Raw genomic sequence first — 15,660 nt, 5'->3', positions numbered from 1 at the left:
CTCCATATGATGCTGCGGCATGGCCGGTTGCGGCGGTGCCATGACGCGGCTGGCGACCGCGGGATACCCGACAGGTGCTGCGACGGAAGCTTTCTCCTGTTTCCCTGAAGCGCGCCGGTTGGCCTCCTCGATCTTGGCTGCGGCTTCCGCAACCGACGTCTCCTGCTGCATGGTCAGGATGCAGGCATTGTTCGTGTCGATCTGCTCCTCGGTCAGGACGCCGCCGACGGGCGGTTGCGCGAGGTGGAGGGCGCATGAGGGCAGCGGGATATCCGCTGCGAGACAGGTCGCCGGAAGGGTTGCCATCATGGTCGCGGCCAGAAGGGTCCTCTTCATAGGGTGTGCGCCTCCACGGTTACGACGACATGGGTTTTCTGGACCACGGCGTCCCCGCCGCCGCCGAAGAGCCAGTTCATTGCCGAGCCAACGCCGTTTCGGGTGCGCTGGGTGGCGTCGTCGACGTAGCCGCTGAGGACGAGGGTCGAATTGTTCTGGAGCGTTACCGTGTCGTCGAGCGAAGTGCTCGACGTCTTGGGCGCCTGAATGGAGGACCCGTTACTGGTGATCGTGGTGATCGACAGCAGTGTCTGCAGCAGGAAGTTCACATGAAGCAGGATGCGGTTGTCGATGACCTTGGGAGTGACCGACCCCATGAACCCGGACATGACGACGCCGGGAGAGAGGGTGCTGGATGACCCGGCATTGGTCGCGAGCATGGAGCTGGAGTTTTCAAGATAGGTCGTGTTGATCCCGTTCTGGAATGGCGCCACGAGCCCATTGGTGGTGACTACCGAGCGGTCATACTGTTCCGTGACATTGCCGATCTGCTGGAGGGCCTGCACCACCACCTTCGAGCCCGAGAAAAGGCCACCAGTCCCCTTGCCGGTATCGAGGATGGAAGCGCCGAACGAGAAGGGGGTGTCGGAAGTCTGCAATGCCGGGATGGAGGCAGGCGTTGAGGTCAACCCGACCAGTCCGCCATGGGAGGTGAAGGAGACCTGGGGACTGAAGCCGTAATTGCTCTCGCGCGAGACCTTCACGGTGTAGACATGGACCTCGACCGCGACCTGCTTGAGCATATTGTCGCTAAGGGCGTGCACCCAGTCCTCGACGCGCGCGATCTGGTCGGGCGTACCCGTCACGGAAAGCGTGCCAAGGCCGTCATCCGCGACCACCTGTGCCCCGTTCGAGACGGTTCGGGCGGTTTTTTCGAGGTTCTTCCAGCGATCCGTCTTCGTCTGGGTGTAGATGCCACCCATGCCCATGGACTGACCGGACGAACCGCTGTTGCCGCCCATGCCTCCACCGCTACCCATGCCGCCCGAAGACATGCCGCCGCCCATACTACCCATGCCGCCGCCCATCCCGCCGGATGAACCGCCACCGCCGCCCGTATAGGCGATGATGGAATTGCTCGACGTGGTTTCGCCCGCAAACGCCGGAATGGGGAAAGTCCTGGTCTGGTAGCGGAAGAACTCGATATGGTCGTCGGCCCAGCGCTGCGAGATGCCGAAGCGTGTGGCGATCGTCTGGAACAGTCCTTCACGGGTGCCATGATAATCGAACCATGTGCCGCTCCGGCTCCAGCTCGAACTGCCACTTCGGGCAGCACTGCCCGAACCGCGCGTGGCGCTGGCGGCCGTCGTTGCACCCGGGGGCGGGGGGAGTGTTGTCCCGTTGAACGCCACCGGCATGGCAGTGGCCATGGTTTCCCCGCCGCTGTCATCGGCGTCGGCATCCGGGGCTATCCTTACAGGGATTGCCGTCACCCGGCTTGCGGCCATGACGAGATCGCGCAGCGACATGGGGCGTGCGAATGTCAGGCCGGCCGGTCGCAGCAGGGTTTCGGGCACCGGGTCCACGTCCCGGATGCTGTCCCCCAGAAGCCAGGGCTTGTCGCTGAATGTGACGACCGGCTGGTCAGGGACGTGGTTTTCGCGCGCGAACTTGCGGATGTCGTCTTCGCTACGGTGCGCGGTGTTGAAATCCTTGCAGCCGGCGAGAAGGGCAAGAAGGGCGCAGGACCCGACAAGGGTGCGGAACGGTTTCATTATCGGCTGTCTCCGCCCGGGGATGTGACGACCAGCATGCGGTTCGAGGCATGGAAGTCGGCGTGAATGGATTTGCCTTCATCCGAGATGGTGCGCACCACGTCGCCCATGATCTTGACGAAGTCGCCGGTGAAGGAGGTCATCGCCGGCACGGTCCAGTTCAGGGAATGCGGCCAGATGACTTTCCATCCGGCGCGGTCGCCCCATGCGATCATCTGGTCGCGGATGGGCTGGCCTTCGACAAGCGACCAGATTTCGACAGACGGCGCAGCGGGCGCGGTCGGAGTTGCGACCGAATGACTGACCGGGTGGATCGCCATACCGGCGGGTCCTGCCCTGGGGATGCGCAGTGTCAGGGTGGAACCGGCGCGCAATGTGCAACTGCCCACGCGCTGGAGGGCGCCGTCTTCGTCATGGCCGTAAAGACAGGTTGCATCCGCGTCATCGACATCGAGTTCGAGCAGCAGGTTCTGGCCGACCGGCGAGACGGCGTATCGCACGCCGTGGGCGCCCGGATAACGCATGCCTTCCGGTGAGATGGCAAAGCCGCGCTCGCGTAGTGTGTCGCTCAGCAGGATCTGTGCGTGGTCCGTATCCGGACCCGAATACGGCATAAGCTGGATCGTCGACTGGGGCGCGTCCATGCTGTTGGCAAGAATATCGGCAATAAAGACGGTCAATGCCGACGTATCGCGAAACGTCGCGCCCGAAATATGGGAGGTCGCGTCAGGGGCCTGCCCTGCGCAGCCGCCGAGGGCTATGGCAATGGACAGGCCGGCGGCATGATGGCGCAGTCGCATTACTGCTTTCCTCCATGGACAATGCGGATTGTGGGGGAACCGGCTTCCCGTCCGATGAGCAGGGCATCATCGACGGGCCGGTTGACGATGTAGGAATCTCCGGTCGTCGCATAATCCTGCACGCCTGATGCCTGCGGGGAGACGATGACCAGGCGGGGCGCGGCATTGATGCCCCCCGGTGGAAACTGGATGTATGTCCGGCCGCCGTCGCGATACACGCGCATGGGCTTCCATGATGGTTCCGCACCGCTCATGCGATAGGAAAAGTCGGGAGGCGACCTGTCATGTGTCCCGCTGGCGGGTATCTCGGCCGGTTCCGGCTGGGAAACCGGATCATTCGCGCCGTAGGCAAAGGCCACCGTCCGCATGCTTGGCGCACGGGGTGTGAGGCGCAGGATGTAGGAACGTCGGTTGGTCACAAGTCGCAGGACGGCCTCGGTCGCCTGTGATGTCGCTGAAATGGCGACCGCCCAACCTGCATGCACGCCCTTCGTGCCGCGTACCACATCGGCCCGCCAGCCGGCACTTCCGGTCAGCACTGCCGCATCCTGCGATGCCGTCTCGCCCCCCTGCAGCCGCACAATGCACAGATCGCCCGCAGCACAGGTGATGACAGGAGAGCCATCCGCATAGGCGAACCATACGATACCGCCCTTGCCGTAGACGGGTGCGGGATCGGGACGGGCAGTCTGCGGCGTGGCGGCCGGCGCCGGCAGCGCGGGTGATGCGGATGGCGCGGCAGCGGGAGCCGTCTTCGCCAGTGCGGCTTCGGCCGCGCCGGGTGGGGCCGCTACCGGGGATGGCACTTCCAGCCGTTGGTTCAGGCTCCCCATGAAACTGTGAACGCGGTCGATACTGTGCTGGAGCGCCAGTTCGGGCGAAGGCAGTCCCGGTGTGGTCACATCGACGGGCGCCGTATCCGGATGCTCCGTGCATCCGGCAAGGAGCGGCAGCACCGCGAGCAGAAGGTGGTTTCGTTTCATGAAGACAGTATCACGGCATCGTTTGTGGGTCCGGACATGCGTCACGCTTTTTCTTCGCGGATGACCGTACCCAGCCCCGTGCCGTTGATGATTTCGCAGGCCAGCTCGCTTACGACGCCACCCATGGCCACCGTCGCCGTCTCGCCCTGTCGGGTCCGGGCCTGTTTCCGGCGCTCGATCTCCGTCAGGGCCGTGCCGCGCGGGAAGACCTGCGCCAGTCTGCGGCGGGCTTCGGTCGTGCCCAGGGCGTCATAGACCCGTCGACGCAGTGCCGTATCCTCGGGCGTGGTTGAAAGCGCCCAGAGTTCGATCGGTCCCATGAGGTTGAGAACATGCAGTTCGTACCATGCGCCATGCACGAGGATCTGCAGGAGCAGCGGAGATCCGGCCCCGTCCTGTCGCGGGCCGGTGAGGCCGGTTTCAACGATCTGGTGGCCAGCGGGTGTCAGGCGGAACGTCTCGGCAATTTCCGTGGCTTCGTCCGGGTTGGCCGCGCCAAGGATGAAGCGTCCGGTGGAATGCTGGATGAGATAGGTCCCGAAATCGCCGAGTTTCTGGCTGGCGAGCCCGATTTTCACGTTGAGCTTGGCCGCGCGGCGGGCAGCTTCCTCGAACTGGCGCTGGATGAGTGGCGCACCCGCCGTACGCTGGAATTCATCGCAGCCGATGCGCTTGAAGGATTCACGGAATTCGCGAAACCGCCGTTCGTGATGGGGGCGCACATGCTCGGGGACGTCATGGGCTTCATCGGGGTCGAGGAAGAAGTTCCGGGCCATGATCTGGAAGCCAAGCAGGAACATGAGTTCCGTCTGGCGCTGGGACTCCCCGTGCCCTTCGGGTGCGACGCGGGCAATATCCACCACGATGATGCGCGCATCGCCAAGATCCAGCCTGGTCGGCTGGTTCAGGGTGGGATAGCGGCTGATGAACGAAGTGATGTAGCGGTGGAAGATGTCGATCGAGTTTTCCTGTCCGCCTGTCGGATTGGGCTTTTCAAACGGAATCCTGATCCGGTCTTCGCGTATGGCGTCCAGCAGGTCCGCCATGACGGGCACCGCCTGCTGGGTCGCAAAGTGTGCGAACCGCATGTCACCGGCCTGCGCGAAGGCGTCGGCGATGTCCCACCATGTCGCGTATTGCGCGACGTCGATGCGCAGGCTGGCGAGGCGTGCGTCCACGTCGGGGCGCATGCCGGCGCGGTACATCCTGGGCCTGACCGACGGCCCTTCATCGGAATAGAGTTCATAGACACAGGTGATCACCGCCGAAATCAGCTGGTTCATGCTCTCGAATGCCTTGCCATCCAGCGGGGTGCAGACCAGCGAGAGGAAGTTTTCGAGAAACGTGCGATGATAGCTCAGGGGTTTGCGGCAGCACGCCTCGGTGTCGAAGATGTTGTAGGCGTGGTCGACGATGAGCTGGAAGGGAACGTGCAAGGCGAGGTGGCGGTCCTCGGGGCGCAGGCCATTGATCGCCATATCGACAAAGCCACTGGTTGAATCCCCGACATCGAGCTTGCCGATCATGGGGATGCGCGGCCCTTCATCGCTCATGCTCGCATTGCTGAGCAGCGTGCCGAGAAGCAGGGCGTTATCGAGGACGGACTTGCCGCGACGGGAGGGGCCGACGAAAAGGTCGAGCACCGCGCCCCGTCCGGCGCCGGATGGGTCAAAGAAAACGATCTTCCCGTCCGCCGCACGGAACATGATGGCGCCGTCGCGCCATGGCGATGCCTGCCGCGCCCACGGCATCAGGGCAAGGGCTTCGGTCAGGGGGGCTGCCGTTGGTGGCGCGGTTGAGGCGATCGCGAGCCCCGGCGATGAGGACATGACACCGGCAAGGGGGTCGCCACATACCCGTGTCGCACTTGCGCCGCCCCATGCCCCAATGGCCTGCTGCAGCCGTGAGGCCCTGATTCCGAGGCGTTCGTCGTCACCCGTGCTGGCCCGCGTGGCAAAGGAGACGCGGAGCCTGGTGATCGCCTCCCCCTGTCGCGCGCGGATGGCGTCAAGTTCCTGAAAGGCGATGTGGATGGCCCTGTTGGTGCCGAATTTGAGAAAGGTGGCGATCGCGGCCTTCCAGTTCATGTAGCCGGGCCGTACGCCCTCGATCAGCGCGCCCATCCGCCACGGCATCCTGCGCTGGGCCATGCGCGCGGCCAGTTCGGTGAACGGCGCCAGCGTATTCGGGTCCGGAGCGCGGGTCATGTCGACCGGCGTCCAGTCATTCACGCCGATGCGGATCGTGGAAAAGTCCCGCGTATAGGCATCGTCAAGGAAAAGCTGTTCGCGCAGCGGCGGCCAGAGCATGTCTGAAATGTCCGCCGGCCTGTCCTCGTCGGGAATATGCTGCGGCGGGCGGTCCAGGGGTGTGGACGGTGTCCATGTGCTGCTCGCGGTTTCGGGAAGGATTTCCTCACGGATCGCACGCAGCCCGTCGCGCGGCGGGAGTTCGTCCACCAGGACGTCACGTTTGGACATGGCCTCCATGACGCGACCGACGAAGGCTGTATGGATGGTTGCCAGTTCCGGGTTCGACAGGCAGGGGTTCTGCGCGTCACCGAGCGGGGGAAGCATTGCCGTGTCGCGCTTCTGGCGTCGCGCGGCCAGCTTCTGTTCGGGGCGGGAAAGGCGGCCGGGGCGTGTCCATAGTACGAGCCATATGCGTTCCTCGCGCATGTAAGGCGTGAGCACGCGGGCGCGTTCGGAGAAGATATCCTCGAAGCCGGCGTTCAGTGCGCGGGCGATCGCGCGCCGGTCGGCAAGGTTGCGCTCCACCACGTCTTGGGCGGCATCCGGATCGGCGGCGTAGCAGAACTGCAGGGCATGTCCGGGTTCGGTAAACAGGCTCACCAGTTCGTCGCGAAGCCCCCTGGCCGCGTCGATGATGTCCTGTTTTGTCGCCAGCCTGCGCAGGCCGCCGATGCGCAGGACGGTGGCGTAATCGCCACCGAAGGTAATCAGGCCACTCGCGTCGCATGTCGCAAGGTCGCAGAACGATGTGAGGTCGCGGCGGAATACCCGCGACAGGCTGGCAAGAACGCGCAGTATGGCGCCCGTCGGGGACGTCGTCCTGCGTAGTGGCATGTCGCGGCGGCCGACTTCGTGTTTCTGCGTTCGTGTTTTCATGAGCCCGTCGCCTGGTCATGGAGCGTGCGGAGATAGAAGTCGGGGTCTGTACCGAACCATGTTCCGCGCATGAGGATGCGCAGTCCCGACATGCCGTTGCGGGCGTCGAGATCGGGGGACGGGGTGCGTGAGACCACCCGGCGTAGCGTGGCCGGTGAGTCCGTGCCGAAGCGTTCACGGGCCTCTGCGCGTAATGCATGGAGTTCGCCGAAAGTGCGGCTGGCGTGGTCTGCTGCCACACCCATGCCCGCTACGTCCGTTATTTCAGGATGTTTGCGGGCCAGATGGATGGCGCTGACCAGACGGCCCAGCACGCCCTGATCCATCTGTGGCAGCCATATGAGGGCTGCTACCGTTTCAATGTCCGGCTCATCAAGTGCGTAGGCGGGAGCGCAGGTCAGGCACACGACGACATCAGCCACGGTGACACGGGCGTCGATGCGACCGCAGCACATGCAGCCCTGTCCCGGCCGGATGCCCTGTGTCGAGAGTCTGAGGGCGCCTTCCGGCGCCCTCGCATGTATCACAGGATCATACATGTCACTGATCGAACAGCATCTGCTTCTGTTCGCCGGTAACCGCAGGAGACTGGTCGAAGAGGGTAAATGTCGCGGTCTTGGCGAGGAACGGCAGTGTCAGCAGCAACCCGCCGCAGACCAGACCGGCAATGACCATGCCCATCCGTATGCCGGAATTGGCGTTGCGCTGGTGCTGGTACCACGAGAATACGGAGATCGCGAGGAGCAGGCCGCCGCCGATCCAGCAGACCATGTTCAGCAGGTAGCCCCATGCCGTAATGACATGGGCACTTGCGGTCTGAGCCATCTGGTCGATGGCCTGCGCGTGCGCGGCTGTCTCGGCCAGATGGAGTGCGATGAGGGAAACGCCGAGGATGGAGGCCAGTTTTCGTGCCTGATGAAGTCTGTTCATGGATGATTCACCGTTTGGATTTGGCGGAGCGTTTTCATGACGATGTCAGGTTCAGCTCCTGAAGGAGCATGGGGCCGATGACGTCCGCGTTCATGACAAAGAAGCCACCGGCCAGCATGATCATGTTCAGGCCGGTGGAAGAGTTGTTGATGCCCCGGGCGCGGCCGACCTGCCGGATGATCGCGAAGTAGACGATCAGTGCGCCGTAGCTCATGAAGTAGAACCGGAAGAGATGCAGGATTGCCGTAAGGACCTGTACCGGGCCACCGGAAACGGCGCTGGTCAGGGCGTCGATGGACACTGCGGCGGGCGCATTGCCTTCCGACAGGGAAGCCGTGCTGTCGAAGCCGAGGGTCTGGTTGCCCATGTTCAGGAACTGCGGGAAGGACAGGAAGGTCGCTCCCGCCAGAATCATGAGTTCGGGCACGAAGGGACGGCTGGCCAGTCCGTTCGCCTGCGCCGAGCGCTGGTAGATCCCGTAGACGCCACCGATCAGGAATCCGCTGCCCCCGACGTAGCAGAACATCGGCAGGAGCCATTCCAGCGCCGAACCGATATCCGCAATGAAGTTGAACAGTCCCTGCATGGGACGATTACCGGATCACGCCATGATCGGTCTGGACCACCCAGCCGTTGCGCTCCTGGCGGACCGTGGAAACCTTGCCCCACGCTCCGAGATCCGTGCCGGGTTCCACCCGGATCGGGCTGCCTTCCGGCCCCGTCAGGATGGCGATGTCAGGGGCTGCCGCCTGCACCGTGTAATGCGGCAGGGAAATCGCCGGTGCGGCGGGTGCTTCATGATGTGCGCTTTCATGGCGCGCAGGCTTCTTTTCCGGTGCGGGGGATGCTTTCGCGGGGGGCGCGGCTGAAGGCGCGGCACTTGCCGGTGCTGCAGCCTCGGTCGCGGGAGCCGGCGCGGGCTGCGGTTGCGCCCTGCTGGCCGCCTGTTCATGAGCCTGCGTTTCCAGCATATCCTGGCGGTGGCGCAGTTCATCAAGACGGCCACCGAATTCGCCGATGCTGGTCGCCAGTCGCTCTCCCATCGCCTGCTGCGTGGTGTCGAGCTGATGTTCAAGGGCGTCCACATGGTCGGACAGCTCTTCCATCCTGTGACTTACCTCCACGAGAAGGCGATCCTCGGCGCTCGGCTGCGTGGGGGCGGTGGAGGGTGCTTCGACCGCTGGCTGCGTCGGGGGTGCTGCAGGCAGGGCAGTGACAGGAGCAGACGGCAGGGCGGGGGGCTGTGGCTGTGCTGGCTGCATGGCGACATTCAATGACGTCGGCAGGGCCGCGTCAGATATCCCCGCCGGCGCCGGGGTCGCCGGGATGCCTGGAGGATGGGCAATGGCTGCATTCCGGGGCAGGGTCGGCGGCTGCACGGGGCCGCCCTGCGCTGACACGCCTGCTGCATCAAGCTGGGGCGGCGAGATGGTTGCCGCGCGGGCCGATGCGGGTGCGGGATTGACGGCCGGGTCGCTGGAATGAGCGACCTCGTGCGTGGCAGCGAACGGCAGGCTTACGCCGTGGCGCATGGCGACAAAGCCCGGAAGGGCTGTTGCGACGATGACGACTGCCGCACCGGTATAAAGCGTCCTGCGCGAAATGCCGGGTCGCGGGGCCTGCGCTCCGTCCTGCGGGACATGCCCCCGTGCGGTCATGACCTGTGAGGGGGCGGATTGCGTCTGCGTGCCGGTATTGTCCGGCTGCCGAAAGCCCGGCTGCATGGGCGGGGGCTGGGCGTCGGAACCGCCCGTTGGTGGGGCTGCGGGCGTGCGGAGCATCGTGACCGAGCCGCCGTCATTGTCCTGCATGAGTGCGCTACCTTTCATGGGGTATCTCTCCTTCTCACCCCATTGTGGGATGTCCGGTTGTGGGTGCGGATCAGGGCGCGTAGACGGGTTCGTCGAAGAGGACGCCGATCTCATCACCCTGTTTGAGCTTCACCGTCGCCTGCTGCGGGGTCTGCTTCTGGAGGACCTGGAGAGTTCCTGTCCCATGCGACCGCCCGCGGCACCCATCTGCTGGGCAAGGTTGAGATGGGTGAAGGCGCTGACCCCATATCCCCCGGTGTATGATGTTGTGTTTGCACTCATCATCGCGTTGCCGAGACCTTCGACGAAGGCTGCGGCCGTGGGCAGGATGATGCGTGTGGCAAGGTGTTCGTTCACTTCGGACGCGACACCTGTTTCCGCCGTTCTGGGGGAGACGGCGTAGGCGGAGACCTGAAGCGGGGCGGCATCGCCGATCATGAGGCGATTGAACCTGATGATGAGCCGGTCGTTTTTCATTTCCAGCGCCCCGCTTATGCGGGCTTTCGCAAACGGGCCTGAGTCGATTTCCACGAGGACTTCGCTACCCAGATCACTGTTCGAGGTGATCACCGAATGGCCATAGACGCCGCGTCCCGCCGCCAGCAGGAGCTTTCCGCCCGCATGCGAAGACGGATCCGCGGCACCTGATGAGGACGTCCGGGTCGCGCCACCGCCCGTGCTGTCCACATCCCGTGCCGCGTCCGATCGCGTCCCGGCCGTAGAAATGGCACCTGCAATCGTATTACCCCTGCGTGCCGTGCGCGGGCTGTCATTATCGGGAAGCATCATTTCAAGGGTGGAGCCATGTCCGGACCATGCCGCGATCAGTTCGGCCTGGGCGGCCAGACTGATGGCTGGCTCCGCTTCGTGTGCCTCCATGCGCTGAGCCCGGTGCGTGGCGGGCGGCGGCGACGCAGGCGCGTTACTGAAAGGGTCGTCAGCCGCTGCCGTCTGCGGTGGTGTCGAAGCAGGCTTCGCCGCGGGTGGCACCGGTGCCGCAGGGGGCGGGGGAACAGGCGCTTGCGGGGCGCTGGCGGGCGCTGGAGGCTTGGGTTTCCCCGTGCCGGGCAGGTCGCCCAGTTCGGCGATGTGCTGCTCTTTGGGAATGTCGCGACCGGTCAGGGCAGCGGTGTAGGACTGGTTCCTGCGCGCAGCGTCTTCGGCGTTTTTCTTTTCCTGCTGGCTGGTGATGTCATCAAGGCGGGATGACTGGTTGTCACCGCCTGCAGGCGCGTCCAGTGCCGGGCTCCTGACACTGGAAGAGTGCGGCCTGTCCTTCTGGCCTACATGAAAGATGAAATACAGGCCGGCCAGAACCACCCCGATCAGGACCATCAGATAGCCTGCGACGCGCCGTGTGTCGTCAAAGCTTGCGCGCAACCGGGTTCTGGGGGGAGCAGGCTGGTCGTTCACGGGCCGTCCTTCGCGAGATGGAGGGGGAAGGACTGCGTACCGGCCCCGTTATTCACCAGGACTTCCGGTGTCTCGGGGATCTCGTAGACCACGTAGCCATACTGTTCCTCATGTCCGGTCGGGCCGGGCGACAGCACGTCGTAGTTTGTACGCAGATAGATGTGGTGGTCGTACTGCCACGCGCGCGCGCGATCGGGGTCGCCCCCGGATACGAGAAGCGGCACGGCTTCCGCAGGCGGGGTGCCATCGAGCATGGCGTTGAAGAACGACGATCCCGTGGCCGGGATTTCCGGCCCCGCACTGGGCCGGTCGCGGGCATTGGGACCGCGTGCGGCGATGCGCGCCGTAAGATCGGCGTCATAGGAGCCTGTACCGGCCACGATCATGAAACTGATGGGCTTTGGCGCACCCTTCAGGCTCACGAGAACGCCGCCATGGGCGTAGCGTGTCACCGGGGTCAGCTGCAGGACGTTTGATCCCGGCTCAGGCACGCAGGCATTGATGCCAACCGGGCGCACGGCGGTATTATGCCCTGCGCCGTCCTGGTCGCAGCCACCATTTTTGTTACTGGCGATGTCCCATGCGATCGGCCATGGCTGACCGGTTTCGTCGAGGAACGTGATGGAGGCCGGGTAGTCCTGTGCAATCCGCACGATATTGATCTGCGCGCCAGCGGCCAGGGCGACCGTCACGGATCGTGACACCGGCACAACGATACGATGGGGATCATCCACGCCATCCAGCGCGCGCTGTCCTGCGTCAAACCGGTTGTACAGCGTATTTACCGCATCAGGTGGCGGCGGCAGGGTGCCTGAGTAGACAGGATCGACATGTACGTTCCTGTCATCATGATTGAGAGACTGTGCGTACACAGCCGGAACCGGGGCTGTTGCAAGCAGCAGACCCAGCAATACCGCACGACAGGAGCGCATTCAGTCACCGCCATTACTGGCGCGGGGCGCGTTCAGCTCGGCAATGACCAGTCCGTCGGGATGAAGCGGGTCATTTGTCCTGCGGATGATGACATCGACCGAAAGCTGGTCGGTCTTCGAGCCACTTCCGTTCTCCCATCTGAGATACATCGGGAAATGGACATGCCATTCGTAATCGCCGCTCGGGGTTTTCCCTTCCCACCTGAGGGAGGCTGCCGATTTCGGGGTGGCGGTCAGCATGACCCGTCTTGCCTTGATGAACTCGATGTTTCCGGGCTTGCGGAATGCGTCGAGCCATGTATTCCACGCGGCCGCCGTAAAATACTGCGCATAGGATGAAAGCTGCTGCGCGTATTGCAGGAAATTGATTGTATAGAGACCTGTTACTTTCTCGGTCGCCCAGTTCGCGACCTGCGCATCCGTAAAATAGGGCTCGTTGGTGACGAGCAGCTCGCGCGGCTTGCCAAACGGGTCGTGATAGATATGCCGCACGCGGGGTGGATGGGTGATGGCGACGAACAGGCAGATCGCCAGTCCGAGGTTGAGCGCCATGCTGACAATAAGGCCGATGGCAAGCCTGCCCATCAATAGTTGCCCGAATGCCGGATCAAGTAGACGCCGTGTAACTGCCTGCCTGCTATTGCGCATATTCAGGCGAACCCGGCCGCATATGTGGCAAGGCGCCTGCGGCCGAGTAGGCTGCAATGGACTGTTTTCTGGTGACGCGGGGAGACGAAGAAGATGCGGCTGGTGACGCGGCAGATTTTTCTGATCATCTGGCTGGCCACCGTGCTGTTCGCAGGAACGGCGAACGGATCTTCGGACGGGCAGGTATTGAGCAGGGTCAGTCCGGTTCGTGCGGGCAGGCCGGCACGGCGGGCGGCTTCGCCCACGGTCTTGGGCGACAGGCCAAGAAGTTCTGCAATGAAAGTGGGGCTGTAAAGGCGCTTCCACAGTTCGGCAAGATGGGTGACGGCCCTGTCATCCCAGATTGCGCGGCCCGACCGGTTGCGTGAAACCAGGCCGGAAAAGTCAAGTTTATTTAAATAGATACTTGAATTTGTGATCGAAAAATGCGGGGGGGGGGGGGGGGGCGTCATGAGCAGAGGCGGCGTCAGCCGCCCGACCGCGTAGCGGTCGACGTAAGCCAAGGCGTAAAGCCTTGGCGCGTACGGCCCCGATTGTACGGCCCGTAACGCTGGCGATGAATTTGACCGTAACCTGCGTGGGGTACCTTAATGTAACGTACCGCTCTTCATCCGCGCTCCAGCGCGCTGTGCGACCCGTCCTGCCGTTACCGGGGAACCTGCCGTCTGTACCAGTCCGCACAAAGGGAATGGCGGAAGGGATAAATACAGGAGCGAACGGGTCCTGATAGAAACGGGAAAATGCGCTTCCTGTTATTAATGAAGATCGCACCAGAACCCTCCTGACCGGTAATCATTAGTGAATATGTTCGTTACATTACACGGCGAATAACAGCTTTGCACGCATAATCGCTCTGGTCCGCGGTCGTGGACAGTAATTCTTTCGTTCAGAAATCCCTAGTTATAATAACGAATTCGCGTTCGATAGATTTTCTGTCGTACCTGCCATGTACTCCGCGCATGGGTGCAATGTATCCACCCGGCTGGACACGGAGTCTGGCCGCGACGGCGATGTGCGCCATCACGCCTGTCCGGACCCACAACCGCCAGACCTATCCTCGGCACGATAATGTCTGTCGGAGCCAGTTATGGATCATCAGGAAGATCGTATGGTGGAAAGCCGCCTGCCGGAATGGCTGGAGGCCGGGCGTGCCCGTGACGTCCTTGCGCCAGCCCCCCAGAGGGAGGTGGCCGCTACCGGTCATGGCGATAACAGCGCCCACGTCATGCCGGAGCCCGTCGAATGAAACGGACCGCGTATGCTGGAGCCGTGGCGATAGCCTGCCTTGCCCTTCATGCCCGTGTAGCCATGGGGGCTTCGGCTACGGGATGCGAAACCCTGATCCAGTCCGCGGCGACAGGTGCTGCCGCCCAGATGAAAGCGGACGATACGACGATCCACCAGCCCCAATCCGTTACGCAGTTCACCTGTCTGGGCAATTTCTTCAATGGCGCGGGACTGGATGTGCTGACCAACGGGCTCAACGTCGCCTCGATCGCACAGGCGACCATGGGCAAGGTGTGCTCGGAACTGACCAGTGTATGGCAGAACCTCGAAGGCGCGGCGCAGTGTGGCCTGACCGTAACCGGCCTCGACAACAATTTCGATCTCGGGCTGGGGGCAGGCGCGTTCTGTCCCTCGCTTAATTTCGGGGGTGGGGGTGACGCGCTTATCAGCACGGCCACGAATACCAGCGGCGACAGTTCGTGGGACGTCACGGGAGATTCCCAGCTTCCCGATGGCTATTCGCTCCAGCTCATGGGCCCTGGTTCCGGCATCTCGGAGATCTCCCAATGAGGGCGGCGCGCGGCATCCTGCTTGCATCCGCCTGCTTTGCCGCGGGCATGATGCTGGCACCCCGGCCAGCTTATGCGCTGTTCGGGATTGATGAAGGGCCGATCATAGCCGCCATCACCGCCCTGCAGAGTGCAATGAACTCGGTCGTCAATACGACAAAGACTGTTCTCAATGACTCGCTCGGCCTCATCAATGGTTCGCTCGGCAACGGGTTTACCCAGCTCAGCAATTATATGAAGGCGCAGGTGGGCGCGCAGGAGCAGATTGCGGATGCGAACAACCTGGTCCAGGCCCGACTGGCCCGCGATGTGCGCAATGCGCAGATCCGCGACGATCATGCAGTCAACCGCCAGGACTGCCTCAACCTTGAAGGCGGACAGTCAGCGGTTGTAGCGGCGCATAACGCAATGGCGGTGGCGACCGCGCTCGACGGGGCAAAGGACAACCGGACGCACGCGGCCCGGGATACGCCGTCATGGGCTGGCGGGGGACAGGCGGCGCAGGCCAACAATACGCATCATTTCTCGAAATACTGCGACGATGCCGAAGCAGAAGCCGGGATCTGTTCGCTTGCGGCCGCCGGGGTAAAGGCGGCCGACCAGAACGCCTCCAGCCTTCTGACCCCGCCCGTCTATGCGGACCAGACGGCGATTGATCGCGCGAACGACTACGAAACCACCCTGATCCAGCCGGTGGCGCCCGCGGCATTGCGGGGCAGCGCCCTCAACACTACCGAAGGGCAGCAGGGCCTCCCCCAGCGCCGGGGCTATAACGCGGCGATCTCCCTTGCACACAAGATCGGTGACGATGTCCTGAGCTGGCATACCGGCACGGTCACGCTTTCCGCGGCGCAGAAAGCCGAAGCGCAGCGTGAGGGCATTACCCAGACCGACACAGGCAGCCAGTGGGAAGCCACCGAGCTTGAGGTCAACCGCAAATATGCGGGCACGGACTGGCAGGGCGATCTTCAGGCGATGCCCGGCGAAAAGTCGGTCCTGATCCAGATCGCCCTCCTTGATGCGCAACGCAACTGGCTGCTGTGGCAGCAGCTCAAGCTCGACCAGACCCGCGCGCTGGCCGAGGCGACGCGTCTTTCCATTACGGCGGAACAGCGCAGGCCCCGGACTTCCCCGATGCCTGTCCCGTCCACTTCCAGCAACTGAGGAT

Annotated in this window: 15 protein-coding genes and 1 pseudogene; 3 read left to right on the top strand and 13 right to left on the bottom strand. The window is 63.5% G+C overall.

Annotated elements, in window-relative coordinates; all coding sequences use genetic code 11:
- The 13 genes and pseudogenes from KSAC_RS17010 to KSAC_RS16950 form a co-directional block, all read right to left on the bottom strand.
- Window positions 1-336: pseudogene (locus tag KSAC_RS17010) on the bottom strand (hypothetical protein); the annotation flags it as partial.
- Window positions 333-2,051 carry a pilus assembly protein PilN gene (locus KSAC_RS17005; RefSeq protein ID WP_102326046.1) on the bottom strand — a complete coding sequence of 573 codons (1,719 nt, stop codon included), beginning with the start codon at window positions 2,049-2,051 and terminating at the stop codon, window positions 333-335. The gene KSAC_RS17005 and the pseudogene KSAC_RS17010, both read right to left, overlap by 4 nt.
- A complete protein-coding gene (locus KSAC_RS17000) occupies window positions 2,051-2,851 on the bottom strand; it encodes a toxin co-regulated pilus biosynthesis Q family protein (protein WP_102326048.1) in 801 nt (266 codons plus the stop codon). Before KSAC_RS17000 ends, KSAC_RS17005 begins: the two co-directional genes overlap by 1 nt.
- The gene (locus tag KSAC_RS16995; protein WP_102326050.1) at window positions 2,851-3,834 is read right to left on the bottom strand and encodes a TrbG/VirB9 family P-type conjugative transfer protein; all 984 of its coding nucleotides are present in this window, start codon (window positions 3,832-3,834) and stop codon (window positions 2,851-2,853) included. Before KSAC_RS16995 ends, KSAC_RS17000 begins: the two co-directional genes overlap by 1 nt.
- A gap of 41 nt (window positions 3,835-3,875) precedes the next feature.
- On the bottom strand, window positions 3,876-6,962 hold the full coding sequence (locus tag KSAC_RS16990; RefSeq protein ID WP_132307065.1) for a type IV secretion protein DotO: 3,087 nt from the start codon (window positions 6,960-6,962) through the stop codon (window positions 3,876-3,878).
- Window positions 6,959-7,417 (bottom strand): hypothetical protein, encoded by a 459-nt coding sequence (locus KSAC_RS16985; RefSeq protein ID WP_132307063.1) that lies wholly within the window; start codon window positions 7,415-7,417, stop codon window positions 6,959-6,961. Before KSAC_RS16985 ends, KSAC_RS16990 begins: the two co-directional genes overlap by 4 nt.
- Window positions 7,418-7,502: 85 nt before the next feature.
- Window positions 7,503-7,892, bottom strand: coding sequence for a hypothetical protein (locus KSAC_RS16980; RefSeq protein ID WP_102326057.1), 390 nt, complete (start codon window positions 7,890-7,892; stop codon window positions 7,503-7,505).
- 34 nt (window positions 7,893-7,926) lie between these two features.
- On the bottom strand, window positions 7,927-8,478 hold the full coding sequence (locus KSAC_RS16975) for a hypothetical protein (protein ID WP_243705449.1): 552 nt from the start codon (window positions 8,476-8,478) through the stop codon (window positions 7,927-7,929).
- Between the two features lie 7 nt (window positions 8,479-8,485).
- On the bottom strand, window positions 8,486-9,721 hold the full coding sequence (locus KSAC_RS16970) for a hypothetical protein (RefSeq protein ID WP_132307061.1): 1,236 nt from the start codon (window positions 9,719-9,721) through the stop codon (window positions 8,486-8,488).
- 111 nt (window positions 9,722-9,832) lie between these two features.
- Window positions 9,833-11,116: a DotG/IcmE/VirB10 family protein gene (locus KSAC_RS16965; RefSeq protein WP_132307059.1), complete on the bottom strand. Its 1,284-nt coding sequence runs from the start codon at window positions 11,114-11,116 to the stop codon at window positions 9,833-9,835.
- A complete protein-coding gene (locus KSAC_RS16960) occupies window positions 11,113-12,048 on the bottom strand; it encodes a DotH/IcmK family type IV secretion protein (protein WP_102326062.1) in 936 nt (311 codons plus the stop codon). Before KSAC_RS16960 ends, KSAC_RS16965 begins: the two co-directional genes overlap by 4 nt.
- A complete protein-coding gene (locus tag KSAC_RS16955; protein WP_243705448.1) occupies window positions 12,049-12,633 on the bottom strand; it encodes a DotI/IcmL/TraM family protein in 585 nt (194 codons plus the stop codon). It lies immediately after the preceding gene.
- Window positions 12,634-12,698: 65 nt separating this feature from the next.
- Window positions 12,699-13,199: a hypothetical protein gene (locus KSAC_RS16950; RefSeq protein WP_132307055.1), complete on the bottom strand. Its 501-nt coding sequence runs from the start codon at window positions 13,197-13,199 to the stop codon at window positions 12,699-12,701.
- A gap of 584 nt (window positions 13,200-13,783) precedes the next feature.
- Between KSAC_RS16950 and KSAC_RS17410 the strand changes: the two genes are divergently transcribed.
- Genes KSAC_RS17410 through KSAC_RS16940 form a run of 3 tightly spaced genes read left to right on the top strand, consistent with a single transcriptional unit; the run spans window position 13,784 to window position 15,656 of the window.
- The gene (locus tag KSAC_RS17410) at window positions 13,784-13,942 is read left to right on the top strand and encodes a hypothetical protein (protein ID WP_165927403.1); all 159 of its coding nucleotides are present in this window, start codon (window positions 13,784-13,786) and stop codon (window positions 13,940-13,942) included.
- Window positions 13,939-14,493, top strand: a complete 555-nt coding sequence (locus tag KSAC_RS16945) for a hypothetical protein (protein ID WP_132307053.1) — start codon at window positions 13,939-13,941, stop codon at window positions 14,491-14,493. The genes KSAC_RS17410 and KSAC_RS16945 overlap by 4 nt, the downstream gene beginning before the upstream one ends.
- Entirely contained in the window at window positions 14,490-15,656 is a 1,167-nt protein-coding gene (locus tag KSAC_RS16940) for a hypothetical protein (protein ID WP_243705447.1), read from the top strand. Before KSAC_RS16945 ends, KSAC_RS16940 begins: the two co-directional genes overlap by 4 nt.
- The last annotated feature ends 4 nt before the right edge of the window (window positions 15,657-15,660 follow it).

The organism is Komagataeibacter saccharivorans (assembly GCF_004348195.1).
GTDB classification, from domain to species: domain Bacteria; phylum Pseudomonadota; class Alphaproteobacteria; order Acetobacterales; family Acetobacteraceae; genus Komagataeibacter; species Komagataeibacter saccharivorans.
The sequence above is the reverse complement of the archived record's forward strand: the minus strand, read 5'-3'. Positions and strand labels throughout refer to the sequence as shown.

Excerpts from the sequence above, each read along its gene's own strand:
- KSAC_RS17005 (WP_102326046.1), bottom strand. The coding sequence starts at position 2,051 with ATGAAACCGTTCCGCACCCTTGTCGGGTCCTGCGCCCTTCTTGCCCTT.
- KSAC_RS17000 (WP_102326048.1), bottom strand. The coding sequence starts at position 2,851 with ATGCGACTGCGCCATCATGCCGCCGGCCTGTCCATTGCCATAGCCCTC.
- KSAC_RS16995 (WP_102326050.1), bottom strand. The coding sequence starts at position 3,834 with ATGAAACGAAACCACCTTCTGCTCGCGGTGCTGCCGCTCCTTGCCGGA.
- KSAC_RS16990 (WP_132307065.1), bottom strand. The coding sequence starts at position 6,962 with ATGAAAACACGAACGCAGAAACACGAAGTCGGCCGCCGCGACATGCCA.
- KSAC_RS16985 (WP_132307063.1), bottom strand. The coding sequence starts at position 7,417 with ATGTGCTGCGGTCGCATCGACGCCCGTGTCACCGTGGCTGATGTCGTC.
- KSAC_RS16980 (WP_102326057.1), bottom strand. The coding sequence starts at position 7,892 with ATGAACAGACTTCATCAGGCACGAAAACTGGCCTCCATCCTCGGCGTT.
- KSAC_RS16975 (WP_243705449.1), bottom strand. The coding sequence starts at position 8,478 with ATGCAGGGACTGTTCAACTTCATTGCGGATATCGGTTCGGCGCTGGAA.
- KSAC_RS16970 (WP_132307061.1), bottom strand. The coding sequence starts at position 9,721 with ATGAAAGGTAGCGCACTCATGCAGGACAATGACGGCGGCTCGGTCACG.
- KSAC_RS16960 (WP_102326062.1), bottom strand. The coding sequence starts at position 12,048 with ATGCGCTCCTGTCGTGCGGTATTGCTGGGTCTGCTGCTTGCAACAGCC.
- KSAC_RS16955 (WP_243705448.1), bottom strand. The coding sequence starts at position 12,633 with ATGGGCAGGCTTGCCATCGGCCTTATTGTCAGCATGGCGCTCAACCTC.
- KSAC_RS17410 (WP_165927403.1), top strand. The coding sequence starts at position 13,784 with ATGGATCATCAGGAAGATCGTATGGTGGAAAGCCGCCTGCCGGAATGG.
- KSAC_RS16945 (WP_132307053.1), top strand. The coding sequence starts at position 13,939 with ATGAAACGGACCGCGTATGCTGGAGCCGTGGCGATAGCCTGCCTTGCC.
- KSAC_RS16940 (WP_243705447.1), top strand. The coding sequence starts at position 14,490 with ATGAGGGCGGCGCGCGGCATCCTGCTTGCATCCGCCTGCTTTGCCGCG.